The sequence below is a fragment of the Pseudomonas sp. ASL9 genome (genome assembly GCF_056680335.1).
The window spans coordinates 88,541-112,869 of the sequence record NZ_CM155277.1; the positions used below are offsets into that span (position 1 = coordinate 88,541).

Genomic DNA, 24,329 nt, shown 5'->3' on the forward strand with positions numbered 1-24,329 from the left:
TTGGTATGCCCAAACCGCCTTTGAAAGGTTCTTCCACTGAGCCAACAGCCCGCCGTCAGTGGCCCTTCGGTTACACGATCACGCTACTGATCATCGTTTTTGGTGTCGGCCTGCTGTTGTTCCGTACCCCCTCTTCCACCCCGCCTACCCTTGCCCCTCCGCACAGTTACTCCCAAGCCCTGGAGCAAGCACGCAACGGTAAGCCGGGGGCAGCTCGCGTTCTTTATCAGCAACTGGCGCGCACAGACCTGTCGGACATCCGTCGCGCCGGCCTGCTCGTTGAACTGGGCAATTACCCAAGCCCACGGGCATTGAAGCTATCGGGAGCTGATTTGCACAGTCACGCGCCGCTGGTCCAGCAGGCGGCGATCGATACCCTCGTCAAGCTGGTTTCCGGCAGCCAACGCAGTGTATTGCTGGGCCCCTTGCTTGATGAGACCGACCAGGACACACGGTTCAGGGCGGCGAAGGCCTTGCTGGGGCTCACGCCAGACGAGTTGGGGCTGTACTTCGGCCCGCTAGAGCAGGTCGTCGAAGAGTATGAGAACGTTCTCATTGCCCAGCCCCCGACCAGCCCGAGCCAGCTGCAATTGGCCACCCTTTATCTGCATGCAAATGATCAGGTCCGGGCCATGAAAGCACTGGAGCAGGCAATCGCGCTCGACCCGAACAATCTGGAGGCCGGGCTAGCCCAGATCGCGGCGCTCGACAAGCAGGGTCAGGTCGACAAGGCCCGGCAATTGCTGGGTAAACAACTAGAGCGCAACCCCAAATCTGCAGTTCTGCAACACGCGCTGGGCATGTGGCTGCTGCAGCATGGGCAAAACGAATACGCGCTGCTGGCGTTGGCCAAAGCGCTGGAGCTGGAGCCGGAGAACAGTGGCTACCGCTATGACCTGGCCGTGGCCTTGCATGGCCTCGATCAACTGGAAGCGGCGCAGAAGCAGCTCGAAGAAATCTTGCAGCGCCAGCCCGCCAATCGAGGCGCCCGGGGGCTATTGATTCGTTACTGGCAAGAAAGTGGTCAACTGCAAAAGGTGCAGGTACTACTGGCAGAACTGGAGCAGCAGAATCCGGACGATCCAGCGCTTCAGCAAGGCCTCTAGCACGTCAAAACACACGCCTGGCGCGGACACGCCTGGTTTCCCGACGTGCGGCTAATATCGGAAATTACTTACAACGTGCTTCATCTGATACCACAGAGAATGAGGACGTTGGCCAAGTAAAATTTCGCCCTCACTATAGTTAATTGCATAAAGACTGTTTTCTAACTCGAAAAAAAAGTGCATGATTTACCTGCAACTGGTTAACAACTACCCCTTTTTTCACTTGAGTGTGACTGACACCCACCGTTAGTTTCTTCGCAGAAGGAAAGCGCTCAGGGTGCGGAATGAAGGATTGAACGAAGGAATCGGCCAGAAGCTCTTGCCTTATAGGTTTGTCGGGCTGACAACAGCCTACTACACTGTCGGAGTACTATATTTGTCTAGACTTGCCGAGTTTCGCGCAGCAGAAAAAGCCCTTCAAGAACAGCTGGCACAGCTGGAGACTTTGAAGAATGACGCCGGACTAAAGAAGGAGATCGAATTCGAACAGAAGCTTAAGGGCTTGATGAGCAGCTACGACAAGAGCCTACGCGATGTCGTCGCCATCCTGGACCCCAACAGCTCATCCAGTGCCATCCCTACAGGTCCAAAGCGCCGCAGGGCACGTATCGTCAAGGTTTATCAGAATCCGCACACTGGCGAGCTGATTGAAACCAAGGGCGGCAATCACCGCGGCCTGAAGTCCTGGAAAGAGCAATACGGTGTCGATACCGTAGATTCATGGCTTCGTGCTTGATCGAAACTATCGAACTTAAAAGCCCTGCCATGCAGGGCTTTCTATTGCCTGTCAACTTAACCGCCGCGACAATATGTAACTTGTTCAGCATCCCGACAGGAAAGTAGTCACTGTGAGTGTTGGAAGTAGGAAATTTCTTCATTGGGTACACACTCATACCGCTATTTCAGACTGTTCCTTCCGCACACTGTTTGACCATTCTCGCCTGTTGCGCTAGTCGCGAATATAACCAAACCCACGTGCACTTCATCGCCTGATACTTGAAAGCAAACTATCTAGTGGCCCTTTAATGTTGCACGCTAGCTGCAATCCATGATTGCAAGATCAGTGATATGCGGAGGGGCCGGCCTCAGGTGAGGGGCCGCATCCATTCCCCGCTTAACCGAATTTGTGAGTCAGGCAGGGCTGCCCTTCACACATTTTTCACACCGTGTCTTACAGGATGAAGGTCGCTAAAGGACTAGCGCCCCAATGCCCGCTTCGGCGGGCTTCTTTTTGCCTGTTATTTGTCACCCGCACCCTCCCACTCCTGCGCTTATTGCGTAACCACCAAGCGCAGATTGTCCCGAATACCCTGAACCTCATCCTTGGTAGTGGCATAGCCGTCGGCAGAACCTGCGTAGGAAAGTGACCAGGCCTTGTCGTGATTTGCGGCTGCAACCAGCGTCTGGGTCATCACATGCCCACCATTTTGAGTGATGGTGCAGGTCGTTTCGAGGGCTGGAAGATCGCTCAGCGTACTGTCGTGAATTTTGCTGCAGACGCTCTGAAATCCGCCACGGGCAAAATTGATCTGAACCGCTTTGCGCATTTCCAGTAATACGCCCTGGACGTTGACGTCATGCCCCGGCTGAAGCTGCGTTTGAGTCAGCTCCACGACCATTATCGGGTCGCCATTCTGATCATTCTTCACGGCACGCTGTCTCATCTGCACAGAGGGCTGACCTGCAGCATCAGCAACGGGTGGCAAAGACTCGACTTCCCAGCCGCCTGGCCAGGTGATCATTGTGTCAGCAGCATGGGCACTGCTCATGGCGAGCAGCAGGTACAGGCCTATCAACGATGATCTGCGTTGCGGGTAAACCATGATCGGTACCATCAGGACAGTGAGCCGGAAAGTTTGAGCCTCTCGCTGCCAATGAACAAGGCTTTGCAGTCTTTTTCCAGTCACCTGGGTTTGGCGCTGACGGCCCCGACCCGTATCATTTGGCAATTACACGTTTTTTTGAATGGGAGACTTCCATGAGTTTGCACGAACTGAACACCTTTCCCGGCGTCACCGCCATCCCGGATGTCACGACTCAAGGCTTTGTGTTCAACCACACCATGCTGCGGGTCAAGGACATTACTGCGTCCCTGGACTTCTACACTCGCGTGCTGGGCTTCAGCCTGGTTGAAAAGCGTGATTTTCCGGAAGCCGAATTCAGCCTGTACTTTCTGGCACTGGTAGACAAAACTATGGTCCCTGCTGATGACGCAGCTCGCAACCAATGGATGAAGTCCATTCCCGGGATTCTCGAACTGACCCACAACCACGGCACGGAAAACGACCCTGCCTTTGCTTACCACAATGGCAACACCGACCCGCGCGGTTTTGGTCATATCTGCCTTTCAGTCCCGGATGTGCACGTGGCCTGTGAACGTTTCGAAACCCTGAACGTACCGTTTCAGAAGCGCTTGGCCGATGGCCGCATGAACAGCCTGGCCTTCATCAAGGACCCGGATGGCTATTGGGTCGAAATCATTCAACCGACGCCACTGTGATTTGACTGCGCAACAGGTTGTTGAGTCGGTCGCGTAAGCGACCGAAGCTCACCGCTACAAAGAAACACCCTGCGTGCAGGAGGCTTTTTACTGCCGGGCCAGATTATTCCGGCGCAGACGTGCGGATCAAGTGATCGAATGCACTCAGCGAAGCTTTGGCGCCCTCGCCCAGCGCGATGATGATCTGTTTGTAGGGTGCGGTGGTGACGTCGCCAGCAGCGAAAATGCCGGGGATCGAGGTCTCGCCACGGGAGTCGACGACGATCTCGCCGCGCGGTGACAACTCGAGGGTGCCTTTGAGCCAGTCGGTGTTAGGCAGCAAGCCGATCTGGACGAAGATCCCTTCAAGCTCGACCGTCAACGTTTCGCCGGATTGGCGATTTTTGTAGAGCAAGCCGTCGACCTTCTGACCGTCACCGGTCACTTCCGTCGTCTGTGCGTGAGTGATCACGGTCACGTTCGGCAGGCTGTTGAGCTTGCGCTGCAACACGGCATCGGCGCGTAGCTGGACATCGAACTCCAGCAAGGTGACATGGCTGACGATACCTGCCAGATCAATGGCTGCTTCTACGCCAGAGTTACCACCGCCGATCACGGCGACGCGCTTGCCTTTGAACAACGGCCCGTCGCAGTGCGGGCAGTACGCCACGCCACGGTTGCGGTATTGCTGCTCGCCGGGGACGTTCATTTCTCGCCATCTTGCGCCGGTCGCGAGGATCACGGTCCTGGATTTGAGTGAAGCGCCGCTGGCGAACTTCACTTCGTGCAATGCGCCTGCTTTACCCGGAATCAATTGGTCCGCGCGCTGCAGGTTCATGATGTCGACGTCGTATTGCTTGACGTGTTCTTCCAGCGCGACGGCCAGTTTAGGCCCCTCGGTGTGCTGGACGGAGATGAAATTCTCGATGGCCATGGTATCAAGCACCTGACCACCGAAGCGTTCAGCCGCGACACCGGTACGAATGCCTTTACGTGCAGCGTAAATCGCCGCCGCCGCACCGGCGGGACCACCACCGACGATCAGAACATCAAACGCTTCTTTGGCGTTGAGCTTTTCAGCCTGGCGATCGCCGGTGCTGGTGTCTACCTTTGCCAGAATTTCTTCCAGGCCCATGCGGCCCTGACCAAACAGTTCCCCGTTCAGGTAAATGCTCGGCACCGACATGACCTTGCGGTCAGTGACTTCTGTCTGGAACAACGCACCGTCGATGGCGACGTGGCGGATGTTGGGGTTGAGCACGGCCATGAGGTTCAGGGCCTGAACAACGTCCGGGCAGTTCTGGCACGATTGGGAAAAATAGGTTTCGAAATTGAATTCGCCTTTGAGCGAGCGAACCTGTTCGATAACGTCCGCGCTGGCTTTGGAAGGATGGCCGCCGACTTGCAGCAGCGCCAACACCAGCGAGGTGAATTCGTGGCCCATGGGGATGCCGGCAAAGCGCACGCTGATGTCAGCTCCCGGGCGGTTCAACGAGAACGAAGGCTTGCGCGCATCGGTGCCATTGTCGAGCAACGTGATGTGGGGCGTAAGGCTGACAATGTCTTTGAGTAACGCGAGCACTTCTTCGGATTTCGCGCCGTCATCAAGGGACGCGACGATCTCGAACGGCAAGGTGACCCGTTCCAGGTATGACTTCAGCTGGGCTTTAAGAGTGGCGTCCAACATGAGGGCGATTTCCTTTTTCGTGCGGTAGAAAAAACAACGCCCAGACGATGGTCGCCCGGGCGTTTTTTGGGGGCGATGCGGTTTACGTGCTCAAGAGCTCATGGCCCCCAGCTGATTCACAGCGACTTAGATCTTGCCAACCAGATCCAGAGACGGGGCCAACGTGGCTTCGCCTTCTTTCCATTTAGCGGGGCAAACTTCACCTGGGTGCGCAGCAACGTATTGAGCGGCTTTCACTTTGCGCAGCAGCTCGGAAGCATCACGGCCTACGCCGCCATCGTTGAGTTCAACGATTTTGATCTGGCCTTCTGGGTTGATCACGAAGGTGCCTCGGTCTGCTAGGCCCACTTCTTCGATCAGTACGTCGAAGTTGCGCGAGATCAGGTGGGTCGGGTCACCGATCAGCGGAAACTGGATTTTGCTGATAGTGTCGGACGTGTCGTGCCAGGCTTTGTGAGCGAAATGGGTGTCAGTGGACACGCCGTAGATTTCGACGCCGAGCTTCTGGAATTCAGCGTAATTGTCAGCCAGGTCGCCCAGTTCGGTTGGGCAGACAAACGTGAAGTCAGCCGGGTAGAAGAACACGACAGACCATTTGCCTTTCAAGTTGGCTTCGGAAACGTCCACGAATGCGCCGTTATGGAACGCGGTCGCTTTAAACGGTTTTACTTGGCTGTTGATGATAGGCATCGGTGAATCTCCTGATGGTTGGAAAAGTCTATGAGGTGGATCTTACGCACAGGCAATCGCGCGGGCCCATTGGCAAACCTCATGCGGCTGATTGGTTTTCACTATGAGCGAGGCTTATTAATAGAAGAAATCACTGGTACCTCTGCCCCGCCACTCATGGACATGAAAGGCGTGGCTTCGATGTAGCGCAATGCTGACTTCATGTCCTTCCAGCCGACGTAGCTCATCAGCGACTTCAAGTCCCAGCCGCTGCGGTGCGCCCAGGTGGCAAAACCCCGGCGTAACGAGTGGCTGGTGTACTGCTCGGCGGGAATCCCTGCACGCTCGAGCGCCTGACGCAACAACGGGATGATGCTGTTGGCGTGCAAACCCTCTTCACTCAGATTGCCCCAGCGATCAATCGCTCTGAACACTGGCCCGCGCACCAGCGCTGCGCAATTGATCCACTCGATGTAGGCCTGTACCGGGCACAAGCGCTGAAGCGCCGGGGTCTGGTAGGTTTTGCCCAGGTTGTCCCGATCACTTTTGCTGCGCGGCAGATACAAACTGATTCCCGAGCCCGCGACGGCTTGAACATGCTCGATGTCCAGACGGCACAGTTCGTCGCTGCGAAAACCTCGCCAGAACCCGAGCAGGATCAGAGCCGCATCGCGACGGCAACGCAACAGCCCAGGCTGATCGCCGTCGGCCAATGCCTGCACCGCTTCTTTGTCGAGCCAGGCTACCACCTGTTCCAGGTGTTGCAGCTGCAGCGGTTCGGCTTGTTTCTCCTGAGCCGGATGCAGCGCGCGAATGCCTTTGAACACCTTGCGCACCACAGGCGCTTTGGTCGGATCAGCAAACCCCTGACTGTTGTGCCATTGCGCCAACGCTGACAAGCGCAACTTCAGGGTGTTGATCGACAACGCGCCCGCATAAGCCACCAGGTAGCGCGCCACGCTGTCACTGGTCGCTGGTAGAAACCCGCCCCACGTCACTTCGAAATGCTCGACGGCCGCACGATAGCTGCGCCGCGTGTTGTCGCGCGTCGCGGCTGAGAGGTAGCGATCGAGATCATTCATGGCTGGGGATTCCGTTTGTGTACTGAAAAGCGGCGTTGAAACACGTTTTTGGCGTCTTGCATTGGATAATACCTTAATATCCCGTGTGTTTTATCATAAACAAGGCAGCTATATTTGTATTAATATAGTATGTAATTACAGGGTACATACCACAGTACGAAATCGTAGGAGCACGACATGGCACGCGGCGGTGTAAACAAGGCAGTTGTTCAAATGGCACGCACGGCGCTGCTTGCCCGCGGCGAGCATCCGAGCATCGACGCGGTCCGTATCGAAATGGGGAACACCGGCTCGAAGACGACCATTCACCGGTATTTGAAGGAGTTGGACGAAACTGATACCCGCAGCAGTACGCCGCAGGCCGAGATTGGGGACGAGCTTACTGAACTAGTGAGTCGACTGGCGCAGCGATTACAGGAGCAGGCGCAAGCACTTGTCGACCAGGCGCAGACTGCCTTCACGTCTAAACAGGATGAGCTGCGACAGGCGTTGACGACAGCACAGCACCAGCTAGGCGAGCTGCAAAAACAGTTCACCGCCCAGGGTGATGATCTTCGTGTGCAAACCGCAGCCCTGGATGCCACGCGGCTGTTATTGCAGACCGAGCAGACGACAACTGCCCACCTCCTTCAGGCCCATCAGGATCTTGAGCTTCGCGTGCAGGACAAAGAGGGGCAAATACGGTCACTGGAAGAAAAACACCTGCATGCGCGTGATGCCCTCGAACACTATCGCAACTCGGTCAAGGAACAGCGCGAGCAGGAGCAGCGTCGTCACGAGGGGCAATTGCAACAGGTGCAGATGGAACTGCGCCAGGCACAACAAAACGCCATGGTGCGTCAGGACGAGATCACCCAATTGAACCGCGACAACGAACGCTTGCTGGCCGAAACCCGCAGTACGCTACGCGAGCTGAGCGCGCGTCAAGAACAACTGAATAAGGCTACCAGTCAGTCGGCGAGCCTGAGCGAGCAATACCAACACGCGCATACCCACTGTGCATTACTGCAAGAACGCTTGGGTGCCGCGCAAAGCGAAAGCAGCCAGTTCAAGCAGACCCTGACCGAGCAACAGCAGTCACACCAAACACTTCAGCTCGAGCTGATCAAGGTGCAGTTGGCCCTCGAAAACCTGCGCGCAGCCCATGCAGCCATCAACAAAGCGCCCGAAACGCCACTACCCTGATCCTCGGCCAGCCCCTGCGCTCAGGACGGTGCGCTCTCGATCAGTTGGCGCACCTTGAGCGCTAAATCATCGATGCTGAATGGCTTGATCAGCATGTCCATGCCTTGATCAAGAAAATCAGCGGGCACTTCAGCGTCGCGCGCATAACCGGTCATGAACAGCACGCGCAGATCTGGACGATGTTGACGGGCAATTTCTGCCAGCTGTTGGCCGTTAAGCCCCGGCAACCCGACATCACTGACCAGTAGATCAATACGTTCCGAGCTTTGCAGCAACGGCAACGCAGTCTCACTGTCACCGGCCTCAAGCGTCGAGTAACCGAGGTCACGTAATACATCGATCACCAGCGTGCGCACAGCGACTTCGTCTTCGACCACCAGCACTTGCTCGCCTTGCTGCGCCCGAGGAGGGCTGGCGTTATCAAGTTCGGCGATGTGGCGTTCGCCCCGCTCCAGATGGCAAGGCAAATACAAGTGGATATGCGTACCTTGCTGCTCGACGCTGTCAATTTGCACATGACCACCGGTTTGTTTGATAAAACCGTAAACCATGGACAACCCCAGCCCCGTACCCTGCCCGATCGGTTTGGTGGTAAAAAAGGGATCGAATGCACGACCGAGCACCTCGGCCGACATTCCGCTGCCGCTGTCTCCGACAGTCAGCAAAATGTATTCCCCGGGTGCCAGGGTGTCCTGCTGGGTATTGATGCGCGCGATTGCCGTACTGATTGTCAGCCGTCCACCATTGGGCATGGCGTCGCGAGCATTGATCACCAGGTTCAACAAGGCATTTTCCAGTTGATGTTCGTCAGTGTTGGCTTGCCACAACCGTGCCTGAAGATCGATGTGCAATTCGATACTTTCGCCGAGGGTACGCCGCAACAGCTCCTCCATGGAGTTCACCATCCGATTCACGTTCACGGCCTTTGGGTTCAGTGACTGGCGCCTGGCAAACGCCAGTAGCCGATGAGTCAACGAAGCTGCCCGATTGGCCGAGGTTATCGCGGCATTGATGTAGCGATCGATCTCCCCCACGCGTCCGGCTGCGACACGCCGCTGAATCAAGTCAAGGGCCCCGAGGACGCCTGTCAGCATGTTGTTGAAGTCGTGGGCGATACCGCCAGTGAGTTGCCCGATGGCGTCCATTTTCTGCGCATGGCGCAATGCCTCTTCCGCGTTTTCACGCTCACTCATTTCGACTTGCAACAACTCGTTGATCCTCACCATTTCCCGGGTGCGCTCCGTCACCCGTCGCTCCAGGCTTTCGTTGAGATCACGCAGTGCCTCTTCTGCGTTGACCTGAGCGGTAATGTCCGTGTGGGTTCCCAGCCAATGGGTCACACGCCCTAGCCCATCACGGATTGGCAAGGCACGGGACAGAAACCAGCTGTAGCTTCCGTCCTTGCCGCGCAATGGGAAGGTATCCTCCCAGACCGAACCGGTTGCGAAGCACTGCTTGACCCGTGCTGTCACCCGCTGGAAATGCTCGGGGTGATGCACCGAACGCCAGCCCAGGGCTTTCATCGTTTCAAGCGAGGTCCCGGTGTAGTCATACCAGCGTTTGTTGTACCAATAAATGTTGCCCCTCGGCTCGGCCGTCCATGCAAGCTGGCTCATGTTGTCGGCCAGAGTACGGAACTGCAACTCGCTTTCCCGCAGCGCCTGCTCGGCGCGCGCGCGGTCCATGGCGGCCCAGCTACGCTCAGCGATATCGCGGATAAAACTGATTTCTTCGTCGCTCCAGACCCGCGGTACCGCGCTATGCAACAGCAACAACGTGGTGATCCGCCCTTGCTCCATCAGAGGAATATTGACCAGCGCACGAACGTCTTGCGCCTGACAGCTGCAATCGTTCTGCGCTGTACGCGAATCGAGTTGGGTGTCGTTGATCACGACGCCTTCGCCACGCCGCAACGTATCGATCAACGGGCCGAAGCTATTCAAGCTGTAGGTGCCGACAATACTGGGGGTGGTTCCTCGCAACCAATCCCCGTCTATGGTGAGACTGTCCGACCCACTGTTTATACTGGCGAACGCGACGCGATCGACACCCAGGGTCATACCCAGAACTCTTGTTGCTACCCGGCGAATATCTATGCCTTTGGTTTTTTCGCGCAGCAGATCTCCAAGGACCAACAATGCGGCCTGCAAACGCTCAGCCCGTGCGCGCTCGATAATCTGGCTTTCCAGCACCGCATTGACCCGGCGCTGGCTGTCTTCGCCGTTACGCTCGACGGTAATATCCTTCGACGTACCGATCAAACGTACAGTGCCATCGCTTCCGTGGATACTTCGTCCGCAGACAGTGATCCAACTTGGCAACCCCCCAGCACGTGGCTGGACGCGGAAATCCAGACTGACGTCACCATTGGAGCCTTGGCCCAACGCCTCGGCAACCGCCTGCACCAGGGCACCTCGATCATCGGTATGCACCACCGCCAGGAAGTCTTCGACGGTCGGGGCGATCAGCTCCGCCGCAAAACCGGCGATGGCGCGCGCCTGATCATCGAAGTGCAGTTGGTTGCTACTGACGTTGTATTCCCAAACACCCACGGCAGCGATGGAATTGGCCAGATTGACTCGCCGTTCGGCTTCCAGCAATGCATCACGAGCGCTGACTCGTGCTTCCGCCGCCCGAGTGCGATCAGCCACTTCACGAACCAACGCGATGTCGTCATATGACCACTGACGCGGTCGCTCGGCGCTTATATAAAACAAAGAATTGAAGTGCCCATCCTCGGCAAGCGGGACTATCAACACACTGCGCACAGAATAGTCGGCATAGCGCCAGGCCTCTTTGGCCGTCCGCGGATCGCTGGCAATATCCTCGATAGCAACCAGTTCACCCCGGCTCAAGCTGCCGAGCAGCCCTTCGCCGCACTCACTTATTCGATGCATGCCACGGCTGCTTCGTGTCGGCTTTTCCAGCCATTCGCTTTCTATGGTCAGCAGACCCTTCAGGTCAAAACGGCCATAGCCGATGCGTTGGATTTCCAGGGACGAACCCAGGTTTTTGCCTAGACTCAAGACCACTTCGTCGGCGTCGATCGTGTCATGCAAGCGATCACTAAGCTGCAGAAGAAAAGCTTGGCGATGATTGGCGCGATTACGCTCGTCCGCCCGCTGCATGGTATGGCGGGCCTCGCTTTCGCGCTGATCGTACAATGCCCGATGCAGCTCCAGTTGGCTGACCACCTGGCGCGCCAAGGCAGCCAGTGCGGCCAACTTCGACTCAGGCAAATGCTGAGGCTGTACATCGAAAACACACAGCGTACCCAGCGGCAGCCCTTGAGCGGTAAGTAGCACGGCCCCGGCATAAAACCGCAGCTCAGGAGCATTGGCGACCAGTGGGTTATCGGCAAAGCGTGGATCAGCTCGCAGATCGTCGACCATCATCCCATCGGGCTGGAAAATTGTCTGGGCGCATATGGAGTGTGCGATGAGCACATCCGGTAACGCCAAACCAATCTGAGCCTTGGACCATTGGCGCTCATCATTGATGAAATTGATCTGCGCCATTGGCATCCCGCACAGCTGAGCGGCGAGACCGGCAATCTCATCGAATGCCGGTTCCGGTGGGGTGTCAAGGATGCGGAAGTGAGCAAGCGCGGCCAGCCGCGCGTCCTCACTCCAGGGCGCTGCGGCCCAAAAATTGTGACTGTTCAAGAAATTGATCCACGCCCTGACGCTTGACTGATGCCTGACGACCTCTAAACAGCTTAGCTGGCAACGGGTGTGCGCAACGTAACGAACTCCTCGGCTGCGGTGGGATGTACGCCAATCGTTTCATCGAAAATCTGCTTGGTTGCGCCGGCCCTCAAGGCGATGGCCAAGCCCTGGATAATCTCGCCTGCATCCGGCCCGACCATGTGGCAACCGAGTACCCGATCCGTTTTAGCGTCGACCACCAGCTTCATCAACGTGCGCTCCTGATTGTCGGTGAGCGACAGCTTCATCGGTCGGAAGCGGCTTTCGAATACCTGAATATCATGGCCAGCTTTTTTTGCATCTTCCTCGGTCAGGCCCACGGTACCAATATTCGGCAAGCTGAAAACCGCCGTTGGAATATGGGTGTAATCAACCGGGCGATACTGATCAGGCTTGAAAAGGCGCCGAGCAACAGCCATGCCTTCGGCCAGCGCTACCGGTGTCAACTGCACCCCGCCGATGACGTCGCCAATCGCCAGAATCGATGGCTCGCTGCTTTGATAGCGCGCGTCGACGTCGATATAGCCGTCCTTGTCGAGTTTGACCTGGGTGTTTTCCAGCCCCAGATTATCCAGCATCGGCCGGCGTCCAGTGGCATAGAACACGCAATCGGCAATTATCTGGCGGCCATCCTTGAGGGACAACAGCAAGCTACCGTCGTCTTGTTTGTCGATACGCTTGATATCAGAATTGAACTGCAGATCAATGTCGCGCTTGGTCAGCTCTTGCTGCAGATGGGTCCGTACGGCGCCATCAAAACCGCGCAGGAACAATTCGCCGCGATAAAGCTGAGTGACCTCGGCGCCCAGACCATTGAAGATCGACGCGAACTCCACGGCGATATAACCACCGCCGACAACCACGATGCGTTTGGGCAGTTGCTTGAGGAAGAAAGCCTCTTGAGAGGTGATCGCGTGTTCGCTCCCCGGGAAATCCGGGACCTGCGGCCAACCGCCGGTGGCGATCAGAATATGTTCGGCACTGTAAGTCTGGCCGTTGATTTCAATCTGATGCGGGTCGCGCAATTTGGCGTGACCCTCGAACAGGCTTACACCACTGTTGACCAACAGGTTGCGATAGACATCGTTAAGACGGTGGATCTCACGGTCTTTGTTGGCGATCAACGTCGGCCAATCGAACTTAGCCTCACCGGCAGACCATCCAAAGCCTTTGGCTTGCTCAAAGTCTTCAGAGTAATGAGCACCGTAGACCAGCAGCTTTTTCGGCACACAGCCGACGTTGACGCAAGTGCCACCCAGATAGCGGCTCTCCGCAATGGCTACGCGAGCACCAAAACCGGCGGCAAAACGTGCCGCACGCACGCCACCAGAACCGGCACCAATCACAAAAAGGTCGAAATCGTAGGCCATTACTGTCTCCTTAGCAGGACAACAGCATAACCGCTTGGGCATTTTTGGTCAGCGCTGTCGACCACAAACGACAAAGCCACCCGAAGGTGGCTTTGCGTTACGAGCCCGTCTTACGAAGGATCAGTAAGCCTTGCCTGTCTTGTAGAAGTTCTCGAAGCAGAAGTTGGTAGCCGCAATGTAACCTTCGGCGCCACCGCAGTCGAAACGCTCGCCTTTGAACTTGTAAGCCAAAACGCAGCCATCTTTAGCTTGCTTCATCAAGGCATCGGTAATCTGGATCTCGCCGCCTTTGCCTGGCTCGGTTTCTTCGATCAATTTGAAGATGTCCGGCGTCAGGATGTAACGGCCGATAATCGCAAGGTTGGACGGAGCATCCTCGGGCAGAGGTTTTTCGACCATGTTGCTGACGCGGAACAGGCCTGGCGCAATTTCTTCGCCGGCGATCACGCCGTACTTGTTGGTTTCTTGTGGATCGACTTCTTGAATGGCAACGATGGAGCAGCGGTATTTGTTGTACAGCTTGACCATCTGGGTCAGCACGCCGTCGCCGTCAAGGTTGACGCAAAGGTCATCCGCCAGTACCACGGCAAAGGGTTCGTCGCCGATCAGTGGGCGGCCGCTGAGAATCGCATGGCCCAAGCCCTTCATTTCAGTCTGACGCGTGTAGGAGAAGCTGCAGTTGTCGAGCAGACGACGAATACCGACCAAATATTTTTCTTTGTCGGTGTTCTTGATCTGGTGCTCCAGCTCATAGCTGATGTCGAAATGGTCTTCCAGCGCGCGCTTGCCGCGACCTGTAACGATGGAGATTTCGGTCAGGCCCGCGTCTAGTGCTTCTTCCACGCCGTATTGGATCAGTGGCTTGTTGACCACCGGCAGCATTTCCTTGGGCATGGCTTTTGTCGCTGGCAGAAAGCGAGTGCCGTAACCGGCTGCTGGGAACAAGCATTTCTTGATCATATAAGTCCCTAATAAAAAAGGCTGTGACTGTTTGCGGCGCAGTCTAATCAGGCAGCGATCACCTTACAATGCCCCATCACTGGCCGCCCTGTGGTTTTGTAGAGGAATTTTCATCTGTATAGTTCCGCACTATCGCAGATATTGCACCCCTCAAGGGACCATCGGCACGCGGGTCACATCACTCATACGATTAAAATCTGACGGCCGATACGGTATACGGTGTTCATTCAATCGTTTGAATTAGGGCGTCTGGACCTTGAGCGCAGGTGTACATTGACGTGCTCAAGCGTAGCTGACCACCTTTAACTGCGCGGGAATAATGTGCAGCCTGTGGACAGGCTGCTTTATCATGCGCAGCTTGAATCATTCAAAGAGATAGATGATGTCAGAACCAAAGAGCATTAACGGATACCTGATCAACAAACTGCAAGACGGCCAATGGTGGGTGTCCGATGCCAGCGGTGAAGCCATTGCCGGCCCGTTTGCTTCGGAAGGCTCGGCCATCGAAGTTGCGGCAGTTCTGCAAGATCAACCCAAAGCTCAACCCCGCCGCTCAGCGCCCAAACGCTGATCTGTGGGCCGTGAATAGCGCATGACCTGTGCGCGACTATTGCACCATCAGTCGGTCGAAAAAAGTGCAGTTACTCCCCGACAGTCCTCATCACGAAGCATGAAACCATGAACAAACTTTTGGCGGTTATTACTGTACTGGGGCTCACCGGATGCGCGACCGCGTCTAATACCTACTTGAACAACGGCCAGCAGGGCCTGAGCATCGATTGCTCAGGCGAAGCCATGTCCTGGGATAGCTGCTACGAGAAAGCGGATGCCTCCTGCGCAGGCACGGGCTATAACATCATCGCGACAAAAGGGACCGATCAAGCAAAAGAGAGCGACAAAACGCTGGGGGTCGATGTAGGCAACTACAAAAGCCGCAGCGTGATCGTGGTCTGCAAATAACGCATGATGTCATGCGGGCGATGCAAAGCCCTGTCCAGTGACGGGGTTTTTACAGGTGAATTTCCGCAGATTTGATACCCAATCCGCGGACGGTGACCACCAGTTCGTCCAATTGAGTGAAGGACTCCACTTCGTCGTTGTCATCGACCAGGAAGTAGCTCGTACCCGCGTCTTTCTTGAAAAATACTATCCACTCCCCAGCCGTGGCCGGGTTTTGAATAATGTGGGTGGCTGAAATACTGCCTTCGCAGTGCCGCTTTTTTACCAATTCGCGCTTCATACACCGCTCCAACAATCGAAATTTGTCACTCTTCAGGGCCCGCGTTCGCGCATCAACCGGAGATGCAAGCCGTAGCGGCTGCTTGTACATCCATGGGCCGTAGCGGCATGTTCGAGATACGTTCGTAGACCTTGATAGAGCTGCCATTGGAGCGGTTTTCGATCATCACCACCGCAGCAGGGTCCGAGTTGAATTTTTGCGCAATGATGACGCGCAAACCATCATGAATTGTCTCGACCGTTGGCGGTTTACGGCTGCTGGCGAGCTTGCTCACCAGACAATCGGCATAGCCTTTAGGGTTCTTGCCGGAAATCACGCTCATGGTGGGTGGGGTATGCTCAATCTCCTCGAGGGTCGCGCAGCCGGTCATCGCGAGAGCCAAAATAACTACTGCCAATTTCATACAATCCCTCCAGTTAGAATCCTACGACAAGCCTATGACCGATTAAATCCCTGTTTAGGCACTTTTATCGAGCATTAGCGTAATAAAACCGTTACTAATAACTAAATGCTAGCGCGCCCATGCTATCGTTTTGATTTTGCAGAAAAAGCCTTTTCGGAGACACCATGAAATTTGTACACCAGCGCGAGCATCTCAACGAAGACGACATCGTCGTCATCGAGTGTTCCCAGCTCTGCAACATCCGCCTGATGAACGACGCGAATTTCCGCAGTTTCAAGAATGGCGGCCGTCACACCTACCATGGCGGTGCTTTCGATCGATTCCCGGCGAAAATCGTGGCTCCCAGCACCGGTTTCTGGAACATAACCATCGATACCGCTGGACGTAAAGTCGATACAGGCGGCGGCCGCAAGCCCTCGTTCACGCACACCATCAAGATTGTGCGTCGCTCGGCAACGCGGCTGAGCTGATAACGCTCGAATCGTATCTGAAAAGGAGCCCCTTGTGAGCACGCCCATCGCTACCACCAAATACGCTATCAGCTACAAGCTCAATGGCGAACGCAGGTTTGAGTTCGCTCAGCTGCAATCAGCCTCCTCCGAGGAAGCCTTGGCGACTCTCGAGAAAATGCACAGTGGCAGCGACGATAAAATTACCGACGTCAAAGTCAGCAAGTCGCTCTAAGGCGCGTGAGCAGCGGGCATAGATCCTGAATCAGGAGAGACTTCCCATGATTCGACGTGAGCGTTCGGCGCCCGCCACCCTCGACCTGTTCGCCGATGACACACCGCAAGCGCCCTGCACCGAGCAGATCGGCCCTCGCTCGTTTGTCCTCAGAAGATTCGCTCTGCCGCAGGTCGAGCAACTGCTGCCCGCGCTACAGCACATCCTCAGCGAAGCCCCTTTCAGGCATATGGTCACCCCCGGCGGTTTCACGATGTCGGTTGCCCTGAGCAATTGCGGCAATCTTGGCTGGGTCACTGACCGCACGGGCTATCGCTACACCCAGACCGATCCATGCACCGGCAAGCCATGGCCAGACTTGCCCGATATATTTATGCAACTGGCCCAGGCAGCGGCCATCAAAAGTGGGTTTGCAGGTTTCATACCCGATGCCTGCCTGATCAACCGCTATGAACCTGGCGCGAAAATGTCCTTGCATCAGGACAAAAACGAAAGCAGTTTCGAATGGCCGGTGGTATCGGTGTCGCTGGGGATCCCAGCCATGTTCCTGTTCGGCGGCATGGAACGCAGTGACAGGGCCCAACGCGTGCCGCTGTTTCATGGCGACGTGGTGGTCTGGGGCGCAGAAGACCGTTTGCGTTATCACGGTGTCTTACCGCTCAAACGCGCTGAACATCCGTTGCTGGGTGAGCAACGCATCAACTTTACCTTTCGCAAGGCCGGGTGAGTCGGGCCTCCCGCCAGAGATAGAGATCGACCCCACGTTTGATCTTCATCACCGCATACAGCATTTTTCCAGCATGCCTCACCTGAAGGATTTTCCATGCCTCGCTCTTTGGCCAGCGCCTTCGCGCACAACTTTCTCGGACATTCACCGCGCGGGTACAAGCTTTGTTTGCTGCTGTTTTTAGTCATCAACCCGCTGTTACTGTGGGCTGCTGGCCCGGTCGCAGCGGGATGGCTGCTGGTGGGTGAGTTTATTTTCACCCTGGCGATGGCACTCAAATGCTACCCGCTGCTGCCTGGTGGGTTATTGATAGTCGAAGCCTTGCTGCTAAAAATGACCACTCCACAGGCACTGTATGACGAGCTATTGCACAACTTTCCGGTGATTTTGCTGCTGATGTTTATGGTCGCAGGCATCTACTTCATGAAAGACCTGCTGCTGTTTCTTTTCTCCCGTCTGTTGCTCGGCGTGCGCTCGAAAAGCATGCTCTCGTTGATGTTCTGTTTTCTGTCGGCATTTCTCTCGGCATTTCTCGATGCGTTGACCGTAACGGCGGTCATCATCAGCGCAGGGGTTGGTTTCTACTCGGTCTATCACCGAGTTGCCTCGGGCAACAACCCTCGCGAAGAGACGGCGTTCCACAATGATCAGAGCCTGCGTGCAGAGCATCATGCCGACCTGGATCAGTTTCGCTCGTTTCTGCGCAGCCTATTGATGCATGGCGCCGTAGGCACGGCGCTGGGCGGGGTCTGCACGTTAGTTGGTGAGCCACAGAATCTATTGATTGGGCATGACATGGGCTGGAATTTCAGTCAGTTTTTCCTGCGTATCGCGCCGGTTTCGCTGCCGGTGTTAGTGGCCGGGCTCGTGACCTGCGTGCTGCTCGAGAAACTGGCTTGGTTCGGTTACGGCACCCTGTTGCCCGTCAACGTGCGCAAGGTGCTGGCCGACTATGCAGCTCAAGATAACGCCGAACGGACCAACAGCCAGCGCGCAGCCTTGATTGTGCAGGGGGTATCAGCGCTGATTCTGGTTGCTGGCCTGGCGTTCCATGTCGCTGAAGTGGGGCTGATCGGCCTGCTGGTGATTGTGTTGATCACAGTTTTTACCGGGATCACCGAAGACAGCCGCATCGGCGAGGCATTCAAGGATGCAATGCCCTTCACTGCCCTGCTCGTCACATTCTTTGCAGTCGTTGCGGTGATTCACGACCAGCAACTGTTCACGCCGCTCATTCACTGGGTATTGAGCCTGCCGCCAGACCAGCAGCCCGGCATGTTGTTTATCGCCAACGGGCTGTTGTCAGCCATCAGCGATAACGTCTTTGTTGCCACCGTCTATATCACCGAAGTGAAGCAGGCTTTTATTTCCGGGCACATGAGCCGCGAGCATTTCGAGGCCTTGGCCATTGCGATCAACACTGGCACTAACCTGCCCAGCGTTGCCACGCCGAACGGTCAGGCAGCGTTTCTGTTTTTGCTGACCTCGGCGATTGCGCCACTGATACGCCTGTCCTACGGGCGTATGGTCTGGATGGCCCTGCCCTACACCGTGGTCATGGGCCTGCTGGGCTGGTACGCGGTCAGCTATTGGTTGTAGCGCTATGGCCGCTGGCGCGAGCCTTTGCCGGACACACCGTGCGGTGAAGGTTGAGCGCAGTGTTGATGATGCCGATATGACTGAACGCCTGGGGGAAGTTGCCCAGCATGCGCTTGCCCCGAACGTCGTATTGTTCGGCCAGTAGCCCGACGTCGTTACACAAACCACACAAGCGATCGAACAGTGTGCGGGCCTCGGCATGACGCCCCAGCAGCACATACACATCGGCGAGCCAGAACGAACACACCAGAAACGTGCCCTCCCGCCCCGAGACACCATCCTCCGTCCGGTCACTGTCGTAGCGCAGCAACAAACCATCTTGCATCAGGGCTTTTTCTATCTCGGCTACAGTACCGATCACCCGGGGGTCATCTGCCGGTAAAAAGCCAGTCAAAGCGATCTGCAACAGGCTGGCGTCCAATGCGGTCGAACCGTAGGTCTGCACAAAACTGCCCAGTTGAGGGTTGAAGCCATTGCGGCACACGTCTGCATGAATCTCATCGGCAACCGCACGATAATGGCGCGCCAATGCGTGGTCCTCCTCGGTTTCAGCCACCTGGACAGCAGAGTGTGCGTTGCGGTCGAAGGCAACCCAGGCCATAACTTTGGAGTGAGTGAAGTGCTGTGCTTCGGAACGAATTTCCCAGATGCCCTTGTCAGGCAAGTGCCACACTTTTTCCAGAAACGGCATGATCACTTTAGTGATTGCCACGCTGCGGGGAAGCCTGGACAAGCCGCCCTTACTGGCCTGGGTCATGGCGTCAGCGACTTCGCCGTAAACATCCAGCTGCACTTGCGTAGCCGCTGCGTTGCCGATCCGCACCGGCCGCGAGTTTTCGTAGCCGCTGAGCCAGGGCAATTCGTACTCCGGCAAACGTCGTTCGCCGCCTAGCCCGTACATGATCTGTATCTGCTCCGGGTTGCCGGCAACCGAGCGCAACAGCCATTCTCGCCAGGCAGAGGCCTCCTCGTAATAACCCAGATGCATAAAGGCCAGCAGGGTCATGGTCGCGTCTCGCAACCAGCAATAACGGTAATCCCAGTTTCGCTCTCCTCCCAAGTGCTCTGGCAATGAAGTAGTCACTGCCGCGACGATACCGCCGGTGGGCTCGTAGGTAAGTGCTTTCAGGGTGATCAGCGAACGCTTGACCTGCGCTGACCAAGGGCCGACGTCCGGGCACCGATCTGAAAATTTCCGCCAAAACTGCTCGGTTCTCTTCAGTTCTTTTTCGCCGTCAATACCTGCATACACGGGATGATTTGACGCCTGATGACTGAGGACAAATACCTTGCGCTGTCCGGTCTCCACCAGAAAATCGCTGCCGGTGTGATGATCCAGTGCGTGCAATACTGTGGGCGTGCGCAGCACCAGCATCTCAGGGCCGGCGACGGCCGTCAGGGTGTGCGGGTCCCTCATTTCAACCCATGGCACGCTGCTGCCATAATCGAAGCGCATGGCCAGGTCCACTTCGAACGCCGTACTCCCTTCGAGGCCGACCACAATGCGCACCACGCTGCTGGCCGTTTCCGTGGGCATGAAATCAATCAGCATGGCGCGCCCCGTGTCAGTCTCAAAAACGGTTTCGAGAATCAACGTGCCCTCGCGGTAGCGTCTTTCGATGTGTTTGATCGGGTCTTTCGGGCTGATTTTCCAGCGGCCGTTGTTGCTATCACCCAGCAAGGCGGCGAAGCAGGCAGGCGCATCGAACCTGGGAAAACATAGCCAATCCAGTGAACCGTCCTTGGCGACCAGCGCGGCAGTCCTGCAGTTGCCGAGCAATGCGTAGTCTTCAATCAATGCGGCCATGGGCAGGTATCCGAAAGTGTCAGTGAATGACTTGACTCAGATGCAGGGCCCCTATTCAGTGGGGCCTTGATACGACTCGAAGGTCTGGAGAGTCAATTTTTGACAGTTCAGGCTGGTAAAATGTAACGCTTGATCGCCGTTGCCACGCCGTCCTCCAGGTTGCTACCGGTGACATAATCAGCCTGGCTGCGCACGCTCTCCTCGCCCTGGCCCATGGCAATCGACAGGCCAGCTTTGTGGAACATTGCGACATCGTTGCCTCCGTCGCCGATGACCGCGGTGTGTGCCAGCGATACGCCCAAATGCTCAGCCAATGTCACCAGTGCCGTGCCTTTGTTAGCGGATACCGCGTTGACGTCCAGATAATACACTTGTGATCTGGACGCCTGCGCCAGCCCGGCGATGTGTGGATTCAACTGCGCTTCGAGGCGCTTGAGCAACGCGAGATCGGCGCTGGCTGCGACTATTTTGTCGACCCTGTCCAGATAGGGATCGAAGCTGACTACCTGGATCGGGTCGTAACCCAAGGTATGGCGCTCGTGATCGACATAGGCGCCATTGGGGTCGAGCAAGAACCATTGGTCATCGGCAAATACCCAAACGGCGCAATCGTGATCGGCGAACATCGCCAGGCTAGTGACAGCGGCCGCCTCCGGAATGCGATGGGCCGACAGCACGCTGCCGTCGGGGTTGGTGATCAAGCCTCCATTGAATGCAACGGTCGGCAGATCGATACCCAGGGCTTCGATCTGCTGGCGCATCGCCCGAGGAGGACGGCTACTGGCCAGGGTGAAATGAATACCGGCGGCTCGTAATTGCCCAATCGCCTCGATATTCGCCTGGCTCAAGCTATGGTCGGGGCGCAACAAGGTGCCGTCGATGTCGGACAACAGAAACTGGATGAGGGGCCGCTTTTGACTATTCATCCGATGCTGTGCCACTCACGTCCGTCACGTTCCAGCAACTCATCGGCACCAGAGGGTCCATTCTCACCCGACTTGTACAGCTCGACGCTGGTGTTTTTGCTCCATGCATCCAGAAACGGCTGCACTGCACGCCAGCCATTTTCAATGTTGTCGGCGCGTTGGAACAGCGTTTGGTCGCCAGCAAGGCAATCAAAAATCAGCGTTTCATACCCCGTGGAGGGCTGCATTTCGAAGAAATCCTTGTAGGCAAAGCCCAGTTGGATACTTTCCAATTCCAGCGTCGGCCCCGGGCGTTTGGCCAGTAAGTCGAAACCCATACCTTCGTTAGGCTGGATCTGGATTATCAGGTAATTGGGTTTGAGTCTTTCGACTTCAGTGTGACGAAATTGTGCATAGGGCGCCGCCTTGAAGCAGATGGCTATTTCGGTGTCACGAACGCTCATGCGCTTGCCTGAACGCAGGTAAAACGGCACACCCACCCAGCGCCAGTTGTCGATCATGACCTTCAGCGCGACGAAGGTTTCCGTGGTGCTTTCAGGCGACACGTTGGGCTCTTCCCGGTAGCCGGCAATGCTTTGACCGTCGACTGTGTTCTGGGCGTACTGGCCGCGCACCGAGTTGGCCAATGCCTCCTCCTCTGACCATGGACGAATCGCACCAATGACCTTGGCTTTCTCCCCACGCACTGCGTCGGCACCGAAGGCTGCCGGTGGTTCCATGGCGATCATCGCCAGTAGCTGGAACAAGTGGTTGGGCACCATGTCTCGCAGCGCGCCGGTATGTTCATAAAAACTGCCCCGGGTTTCCACGCCCACGGTTTCAGCAGCGGTAATCTGCACGTGGTCGATATAGTGGTTATTCCAGAAGGATTCGAACAGCCCGTTGGAAAAACGGCTGACCAGAATGTTCTGCACTGTTTCCTTGCCAAGGTAATGGTCAATCCGATAGAGCTGCTTTTCCGTCATAACCTTGAGCAAGCAGGCGTTCAGGGCTTCTGCGCTGGGCAGATCCGAGCCAAATGGCTTTTCGACCACCACACGCCGAAAGGAGTCATCGGTTTCCTCCAGCAGCCCAGATGAGCCCAAGCGCTTGGCGACTTCGCTAAAAAAACGTGGCGCCGTCGCCAGGTAGAACACCGCATTGCTGGTGCCGGTGGTTTTGATCTTCTCGGCCAGGTCGCTGTAGGTGGCATCATCGAGGAAATCACCCTGCACGTAGCTGATTCGCGAGGCAAGTTGGCGCCACAGTTCAGGGTCTAGTGGTTCAGCCCCACCCTCGCTGACCTTGCCTGCCGCATCCTCGCGAATGAAGTCTTCAAGCTTTTTGGCGAAGTCGACGTCACTGATTGCGTTGTGGTCCACGCCGACAATGTGAACGTTACTGCCGAGTAACCCGTCCCGGCTCAGGTTGTAGAGCGCAGGCATCAACAGACGCTTGACCAGATCGCCATGAGCGCCGAACAAAAATAAGGTTGTAGGCGGCGCAACCGCCGGCTTTTGCTTCGACTTCGTGTGCATTGGCCCCATTATTTTGGTCCTTCTTTGTGTCCGCCAAAACCGAAACGCATGGCAGAAAGCAGTTTGTCACCGTAAGTGCTCTGCTGGCGTGAACGAAAACGTGCAAACAGCGCACTGGAAAGTACCGGCACAGGCACTGACTGCTCCATGGCCGCATCAATGGTCCAACGCCCTTCGCCGCTGTCAGCCACTGAACCGGAATAGGCGTCGAGTTGCGGATCGCTGACCAGCGCATCGGCGGTCAGGTCCAGCAACCAGGAGGACACAACGCTGCCTCGGCGCCAGACTTCGGCGATATCAGCCACATTCAGGTCAAAGCGCTGTTCAGGCGCAAGGTTGTCCGAGCCTTTCGTTTTGAGGATGTCAAAACCTTCGGCGAGCGCCTGCATCATTCCGTACTCGATGCCGTTGTGAACCATCTTCACGAAATGCCCGGAACCGGCAGGACCCGCGTGGATATAGCCACGTTCAGCGCGATCATCGGCAGCATCACGGCCCTTGGTCCGCTCCACCGAGCCATAGCCGGGAGCGAGACTGTCAAATATCGGATCGAGACGCTGCACCACGGCATTGTCGCCGCCGATCATCATGCAGTAACCACGCTCCAGGCCCCAGACACCGCCGGACGTCCCGACGTCGACATAGTGCAATTGCTTTTCCGTGAGCGCCTGGGCCCTGCGGATATCGTCTTTATAGAACGTGTTGCCACCGTCGATGATTACGTCGCCAGCGTCGAGCAGTTCGCTAAGGGACTCGATGGTCTCTTCCGTCGGCGCACCCGCAGGCAGCATGACCCACACTGCGCGCGGCTTCTCCAGAGCGGCCACCAATGCAGCAATGTCTGCTACGGCGGTTGCGCCTTCTTTGCCGAGGGTGGTACGGGATGCTTCATCTCGGTCGTAGACCACAGTCGAATGCCCCTTGAGCATCAACCGTCTTGCAATATTGCCGCCCATGCGGCCCAGTCCAATAATCCCAAGTTGCATGTGGGGGTGCTCCTTAATACAAAGAAAAGGGGATGCCTCACCTTATAACCCGGCAGCACACAAAGGGTTAGTCCAGAGAGCTCCGACATAGTTCGCATCAGGGCGGGACGATGAAATGAGCCTGCTTCCCAGCCCGCGCTTCCGAGGACATTGAAACGGCGGAGACCATAAAAAATAAAAAGTTCCCTTGTCGAG

The 24,329-nt window shown here is 56.4% G+C and carries 23 protein-coding genes; 10 read left to right on the top strand and 13 right to left on the bottom strand.

Annotated features, from left to right (window positions below; translation table 11 throughout):
- The first annotated feature begins 5 nt into the window (after positions 1 to 5).
- Together AC1ME2_RS00400 and AC1ME2_RS00405 are read left to right on the top strand one after the other, a co-directional pair.
- Complete coding sequence (locus AC1ME2_RS00400) at positions 6 to 1,106, top strand: tetratricopeptide repeat protein (RefSeq protein ID WP_480438604.1); 1,101 nt, start codon at positions 6 to 8, stop codon at positions 1,104 to 1,106.
- 376 nt (positions 1,107 to 1,482) lie between these two features.
- On the top strand, positions 1,483 to 1,842 hold the full coding sequence (locus tag AC1ME2_RS00405; protein ID WP_480442393.1) for a histone-like nucleoid-structuring protein, MvaT/MvaU family: 360 nt from the start codon (positions 1,483 to 1,485) through the stop codon (positions 1,840 to 1,842).
- 535 nt (positions 1,843 to 2,377) lie between these two features.
- On the opposite strand, the gene AC1ME2_RS00410 is transcribed toward AC1ME2_RS00405, so the two are convergent.
- Positions 2,378 to 2,929, bottom strand: coding sequence for a DUF4946 domain-containing protein (locus AC1ME2_RS00410; RefSeq protein WP_480438605.1), 552 nt, complete (start codon positions 2,927 to 2,929; stop codon positions 2,378 to 2,380).
- Between the two features lie 155 nt (positions 2,930 to 3,084).
- Here AC1ME2_RS00410 and gloA point away from each other — a divergent pair, with 155 nt between their 5' ends.
- A complete protein-coding gene (gene gloA, locus AC1ME2_RS00415) occupies positions 3,085 to 3,606 on the top strand; it encodes a lactoylglutathione lyase (protein ID WP_480438607.1) in 522 nt (173 codons plus the stop codon).
- 103 nt (positions 3,607 to 3,709) lie between these two features.
- Here the strand turns inward: gloA and ahpF are convergent, their stop codons facing one another.
- The 3 genes from ahpF to AC1ME2_RS00430 form a co-directional block, all read right to left on the bottom strand.
- Positions 3,710 to 5,272, bottom strand: a complete 1,563-nt coding sequence (gene ahpF / locus AC1ME2_RS00420) for an alkyl hydroperoxide reductase subunit F (RefSeq protein ID WP_480438608.1) — start codon at positions 5,270 to 5,272, stop codon at positions 3,710 to 3,712.
- 126 nt (positions 5,273 to 5,398) lie between these two features.
- Positions 5,399 to 5,962, bottom strand: coding sequence for an alkyl hydroperoxide reductase subunit C (gene ahpC, locus AC1ME2_RS00425; protein WP_480438610.1), 564 nt, complete (start codon positions 5,960 to 5,962; stop codon positions 5,399 to 5,401).
- Positions 5,963 to 6,063: 101 nt separating this feature from the next.
- On the bottom strand, positions 6,064 to 7,023 hold the full coding sequence (locus AC1ME2_RS00430; RefSeq protein ID WP_480438611.1) for a site-specific integrase: 960 nt from the start codon (positions 7,021 to 7,023) through the stop codon (positions 6,064 to 6,066).
- A gap of 177 nt (positions 7,024 to 7,200) precedes the next feature.
- Between AC1ME2_RS00430 and AC1ME2_RS00435 the strand changes: the two genes are divergently transcribed.
- Positions 7,201 to 8,208: a DNA-binding protein gene (locus AC1ME2_RS00435; protein ID WP_480438613.1), complete on the top strand. Its 1,008-nt coding sequence runs from the start codon at positions 7,201 to 7,203 to the stop codon at positions 8,206 to 8,208.
- A gap of 20 nt (positions 8,209 to 8,228) precedes the next feature.
- Here AC1ME2_RS00435 and AC1ME2_RS00440 read toward each other — a convergent pair whose 3' ends face one another.
- The 3 genes from AC1ME2_RS00440 to galU all read right to left on the bottom strand — a co-directional run bounded on the left by AC1ME2_RS00440 (position 8,229) and on the right by galU (position 14,245).
- Positions 8,229 to 11,873: a GAF domain-containing protein gene (locus AC1ME2_RS00440; protein WP_480438614.1), complete on the bottom strand. Its 3,645-nt coding sequence runs from the start codon at positions 11,871 to 11,873 to the stop codon at positions 8,229 to 8,231.
- 53 nt (positions 11,874 to 11,926) lie between these two features.
- Positions 11,927 to 13,285: a glutathione-disulfide reductase gene (gorA, locus tag AC1ME2_RS00445; RefSeq protein ID WP_480438617.1), complete on the bottom strand. Its 1,359-nt coding sequence runs from the start codon at positions 13,283 to 13,285 to the stop codon at positions 11,927 to 11,929.
- Between the two features lie 120 nt (positions 13,286 to 13,405).
- Positions 13,406 to 14,245 carry a UTP--glucose-1-phosphate uridylyltransferase GalU gene (gene galU, locus AC1ME2_RS00450; protein ID WP_480438619.1) on the bottom strand — a complete coding sequence of 280 codons (840 nt, stop codon included), beginning with the start codon at positions 14,243 to 14,245 and terminating at the stop codon, positions 13,406 to 13,408.
- 382 nt (positions 14,246 to 14,627) lie between these two features.
- On the opposite strand from galU, the gene AC1ME2_RS00455 reads away from it, so the two are divergent.
- Both AC1ME2_RS00455 and AC1ME2_RS00460 read left to right on the top strand, forming a co-directional pair.
- Positions 14,628 to 14,816 (top strand): hypothetical protein, encoded by a 189-nt coding sequence (locus AC1ME2_RS00455; RefSeq protein ID WP_480442395.1) that lies wholly within the window; start codon positions 14,628 to 14,630, stop codon positions 14,814 to 14,816.
- Positions 14,817 to 14,923: 107 nt separating this feature from the next.
- Positions 14,924 to 15,205 carry a hypothetical protein gene (locus AC1ME2_RS00460; RefSeq protein ID WP_480438621.1) on the top strand — a complete coding sequence of 94 codons (282 nt, stop codon included), beginning with the start codon at positions 14,924 to 14,926 and terminating at the stop codon, positions 15,203 to 15,205.
- 49 nt (positions 15,206 to 15,254) lie between these two features.
- Here AC1ME2_RS00460 and AC1ME2_RS00465 read toward each other — a convergent pair whose 3' ends face one another.
- Positions 15,255 to 15,485, bottom strand: a complete 231-nt coding sequence (locus AC1ME2_RS00465) for a hypothetical protein (protein WP_480438623.1) — start codon at positions 15,483 to 15,485, stop codon at positions 15,255 to 15,257.
- A gap of 52 nt (positions 15,486 to 15,537) precedes the next feature.
- A complete protein-coding gene (locus AC1ME2_RS00470) occupies positions 15,538 to 15,888 on the bottom strand; it encodes a hypothetical protein (RefSeq protein WP_480438625.1) in 351 nt (116 codons plus the stop codon).
- Between the two features lie 164 nt (positions 15,889 to 16,052).
- Between AC1ME2_RS00470 and AC1ME2_RS00475 the strand changes: the two genes are divergently transcribed.
- The 4 genes from AC1ME2_RS00475 (at position 16,053) to nhaB (ending at position 18,898) form a co-directional block, all read left to right on the top strand.
- Positions 16,053 to 16,358, top strand: a complete 306-nt coding sequence (locus AC1ME2_RS00475) for a DUF1883 domain-containing protein (protein WP_322179209.1) — start codon at positions 16,053 to 16,055, stop codon at positions 16,356 to 16,358.
- Positions 16,359 to 16,392: 34 nt separating this feature from the next.
- A complete protein-coding gene (locus AC1ME2_RS00480) occupies positions 16,393 to 16,572 on the top strand; it encodes a hypothetical protein (RefSeq protein WP_480438627.1) in 180 nt (59 codons plus the stop codon).
- A gap of 46 nt (positions 16,573 to 16,618) precedes the next feature.
- Complete coding sequence (alkB, locus tag AC1ME2_RS00485; RefSeq protein WP_480438630.1) at positions 16,619 to 17,299, top strand: DNA oxidative demethylase AlkB; 681 nt, start codon at positions 16,619 to 16,621, stop codon at positions 17,297 to 17,299.
- Between the two features lie 96 nt (positions 17,300 to 17,395).
- Positions 17,396 to 18,898 (top strand): sodium/proton antiporter NhaB, encoded by a 1,503-nt coding sequence (gene nhaB / locus AC1ME2_RS00490; protein ID WP_480438632.1) that lies wholly within the window; start codon positions 17,396 to 17,398, stop codon positions 18,896 to 18,898.
- On the opposite strand, the gene AC1ME2_RS00495 is transcribed toward nhaB, so the two are convergent.
- From AC1ME2_RS00495 to gnd, 4 genes are all read right to left on the bottom strand, one after another.
- On the bottom strand, positions 18,882 to 20,705 hold the full coding sequence (locus tag AC1ME2_RS00495; protein WP_480438634.1) for a glycoside hydrolase family 15 protein: 1,824 nt from the start codon (positions 20,703 to 20,705) through the stop codon (positions 18,882 to 18,884). The two genes, nhaB and AC1ME2_RS00495, sit on opposite strands and share 17 nt — an antisense overlap.
- Positions 20,706 to 20,812: 107 nt before the next feature.
- Positions 20,813 to 21,631 carry an HAD family hydrolase gene (locus AC1ME2_RS00500; RefSeq protein WP_480438636.1) on the bottom strand — a complete coding sequence of 273 codons (819 nt, stop codon included), beginning with the start codon at positions 21,629 to 21,631 and terminating at the stop codon, positions 20,813 to 20,815.
- On the bottom strand, positions 21,628 to 23,157 hold the full coding sequence (gene zwf / locus AC1ME2_RS00505; RefSeq protein WP_480438639.1) for a glucose-6-phosphate dehydrogenase: 1,530 nt from the start codon (positions 23,155 to 23,157) through the stop codon (positions 21,628 to 21,630). Before zwf ends, AC1ME2_RS00500 begins: the two co-directional genes overlap by 4 nt.
- Positions 23,157 to 24,152 carry a phosphogluconate dehydrogenase (NAD(+)-dependent, decarboxylating) gene (gnd, locus tag AC1ME2_RS00510; protein ID WP_480442396.1) on the bottom strand — a complete coding sequence of 332 codons (996 nt, stop codon included), beginning with the start codon at positions 24,150 to 24,152 and terminating at the stop codon, positions 23,157 to 23,159. Before gnd ends, zwf begins: the two co-directional genes overlap by 1 nt.
- Between the last annotated feature and the right edge of the window lie 177 nt (positions 24,153 to 24,329).

Bases quoted from the DNA above. Each gene is read 5' to 3' on its own strand.
- AC1ME2_RS00400 (WP_480438604.1), top strand. From the start codon at position 6: ATGCCCAAACCGCCTTTGAAAGGTTCTTCCACTGAGCCAACAGCCCGC.
- AC1ME2_RS00410 (WP_480438605.1), bottom strand. From the start codon at position 2,929: ATGGTTTACCCGCAACGCAGATCATCGTTGATAGGCCTGTACCTGCTG.
- gloA (WP_480438607.1), top strand. From the start codon at position 3,085: ATGAGTTTGCACGAACTGAACACCTTTCCCGGCGTCACCGCCATCCCG.
- ahpF (WP_480438608.1), bottom strand. From the start codon at position 5,272: ATGTTGGACGCCACTCTTAAAGCCCAGCTGAAGTCATACCTGGAACGG.
- ahpC (WP_480438610.1), bottom strand. From the start codon at position 5,962: ATGCCTATCATCAACAGCCAAGTAAAACCGTTTAAAGCGACCGCGTTC.
- AC1ME2_RS00430 (WP_480438611.1), bottom strand. From the start codon at position 7,023: ATGAATGATCTCGATCGCTACCTCTCAGCCGCGACGCGCGACAACACG.
- AC1ME2_RS00435 (WP_480438613.1), top strand. From the start codon at position 7,201: ATGGCACGCGGCGGTGTAAACAAGGCAGTTGTTCAAATGGCACGCACG.
- gorA (WP_480438617.1), bottom strand. From the start codon at position 13,285: ATGGCCTACGATTTCGACCTTTTTGTGATTGGTGCCGGTTCTGGTGGC.
- galU (WP_480438619.1), bottom strand. From the start codon at position 14,245: ATGATCAAGAAATGCTTGTTCCCAGCAGCCGGTTACGGCACTCGCTTT.
- AC1ME2_RS00455 (WP_480442395.1), top strand. From the start codon at position 14,628: ATGTCAGAACCAAAGAGCATTAACGGATACCTGATCAACAAACTGCAA.
- AC1ME2_RS00460 (WP_480438621.1), top strand. From the start codon at position 14,924: ATGAACAAACTTTTGGCGGTTATTACTGTACTGGGGCTCACCGGATGC.
- AC1ME2_RS00465 (WP_480438623.1), bottom strand. From the start codon at position 15,485: ATGAAGCGCGAATTGGTAAAAAAGCGGCACTGCGAAGGCAGTATTTCA.
- AC1ME2_RS00470 (WP_480438625.1), bottom strand. From the start codon at position 15,888: ATGAAATTGGCAGTAGTTATTTTGGCTCTCGCGATGACCGGCTGCGCG.
- AC1ME2_RS00475 (WP_322179209.1), top strand. From the start codon at position 16,053: ATGAAATTTGTACACCAGCGCGAGCATCTCAACGAAGACGACATCGTC.
- alkB (WP_480438630.1), top strand. From the start codon at position 16,619: ATGATTCGACGTGAGCGTTCGGCGCCCGCCACCCTCGACCTGTTCGCC.
- nhaB (WP_480438632.1), top strand. From the start codon at position 17,396: ATGCCTCGCTCTTTGGCCAGCGCCTTCGCGCACAACTTTCTCGGACAT.
- AC1ME2_RS00495 (WP_480438634.1), bottom strand. From the start codon at position 20,705: ATGGCCGCATTGATTGAAGACTACGCATTGCTCGGCAACTGCAGGACT.
- AC1ME2_RS00500 (WP_480438636.1), bottom strand. From the start codon at position 21,631: ATGAATAGTCAAAAGCGGCCCCTCATCCAGTTTCTGTTGTCCGACATC.
- zwf (WP_480438639.1), bottom strand. From the start codon at position 23,157: ATGGGGCCAATGCACACGAAGTCGAAGCAAAAGCCGGCGGTTGCGCCG.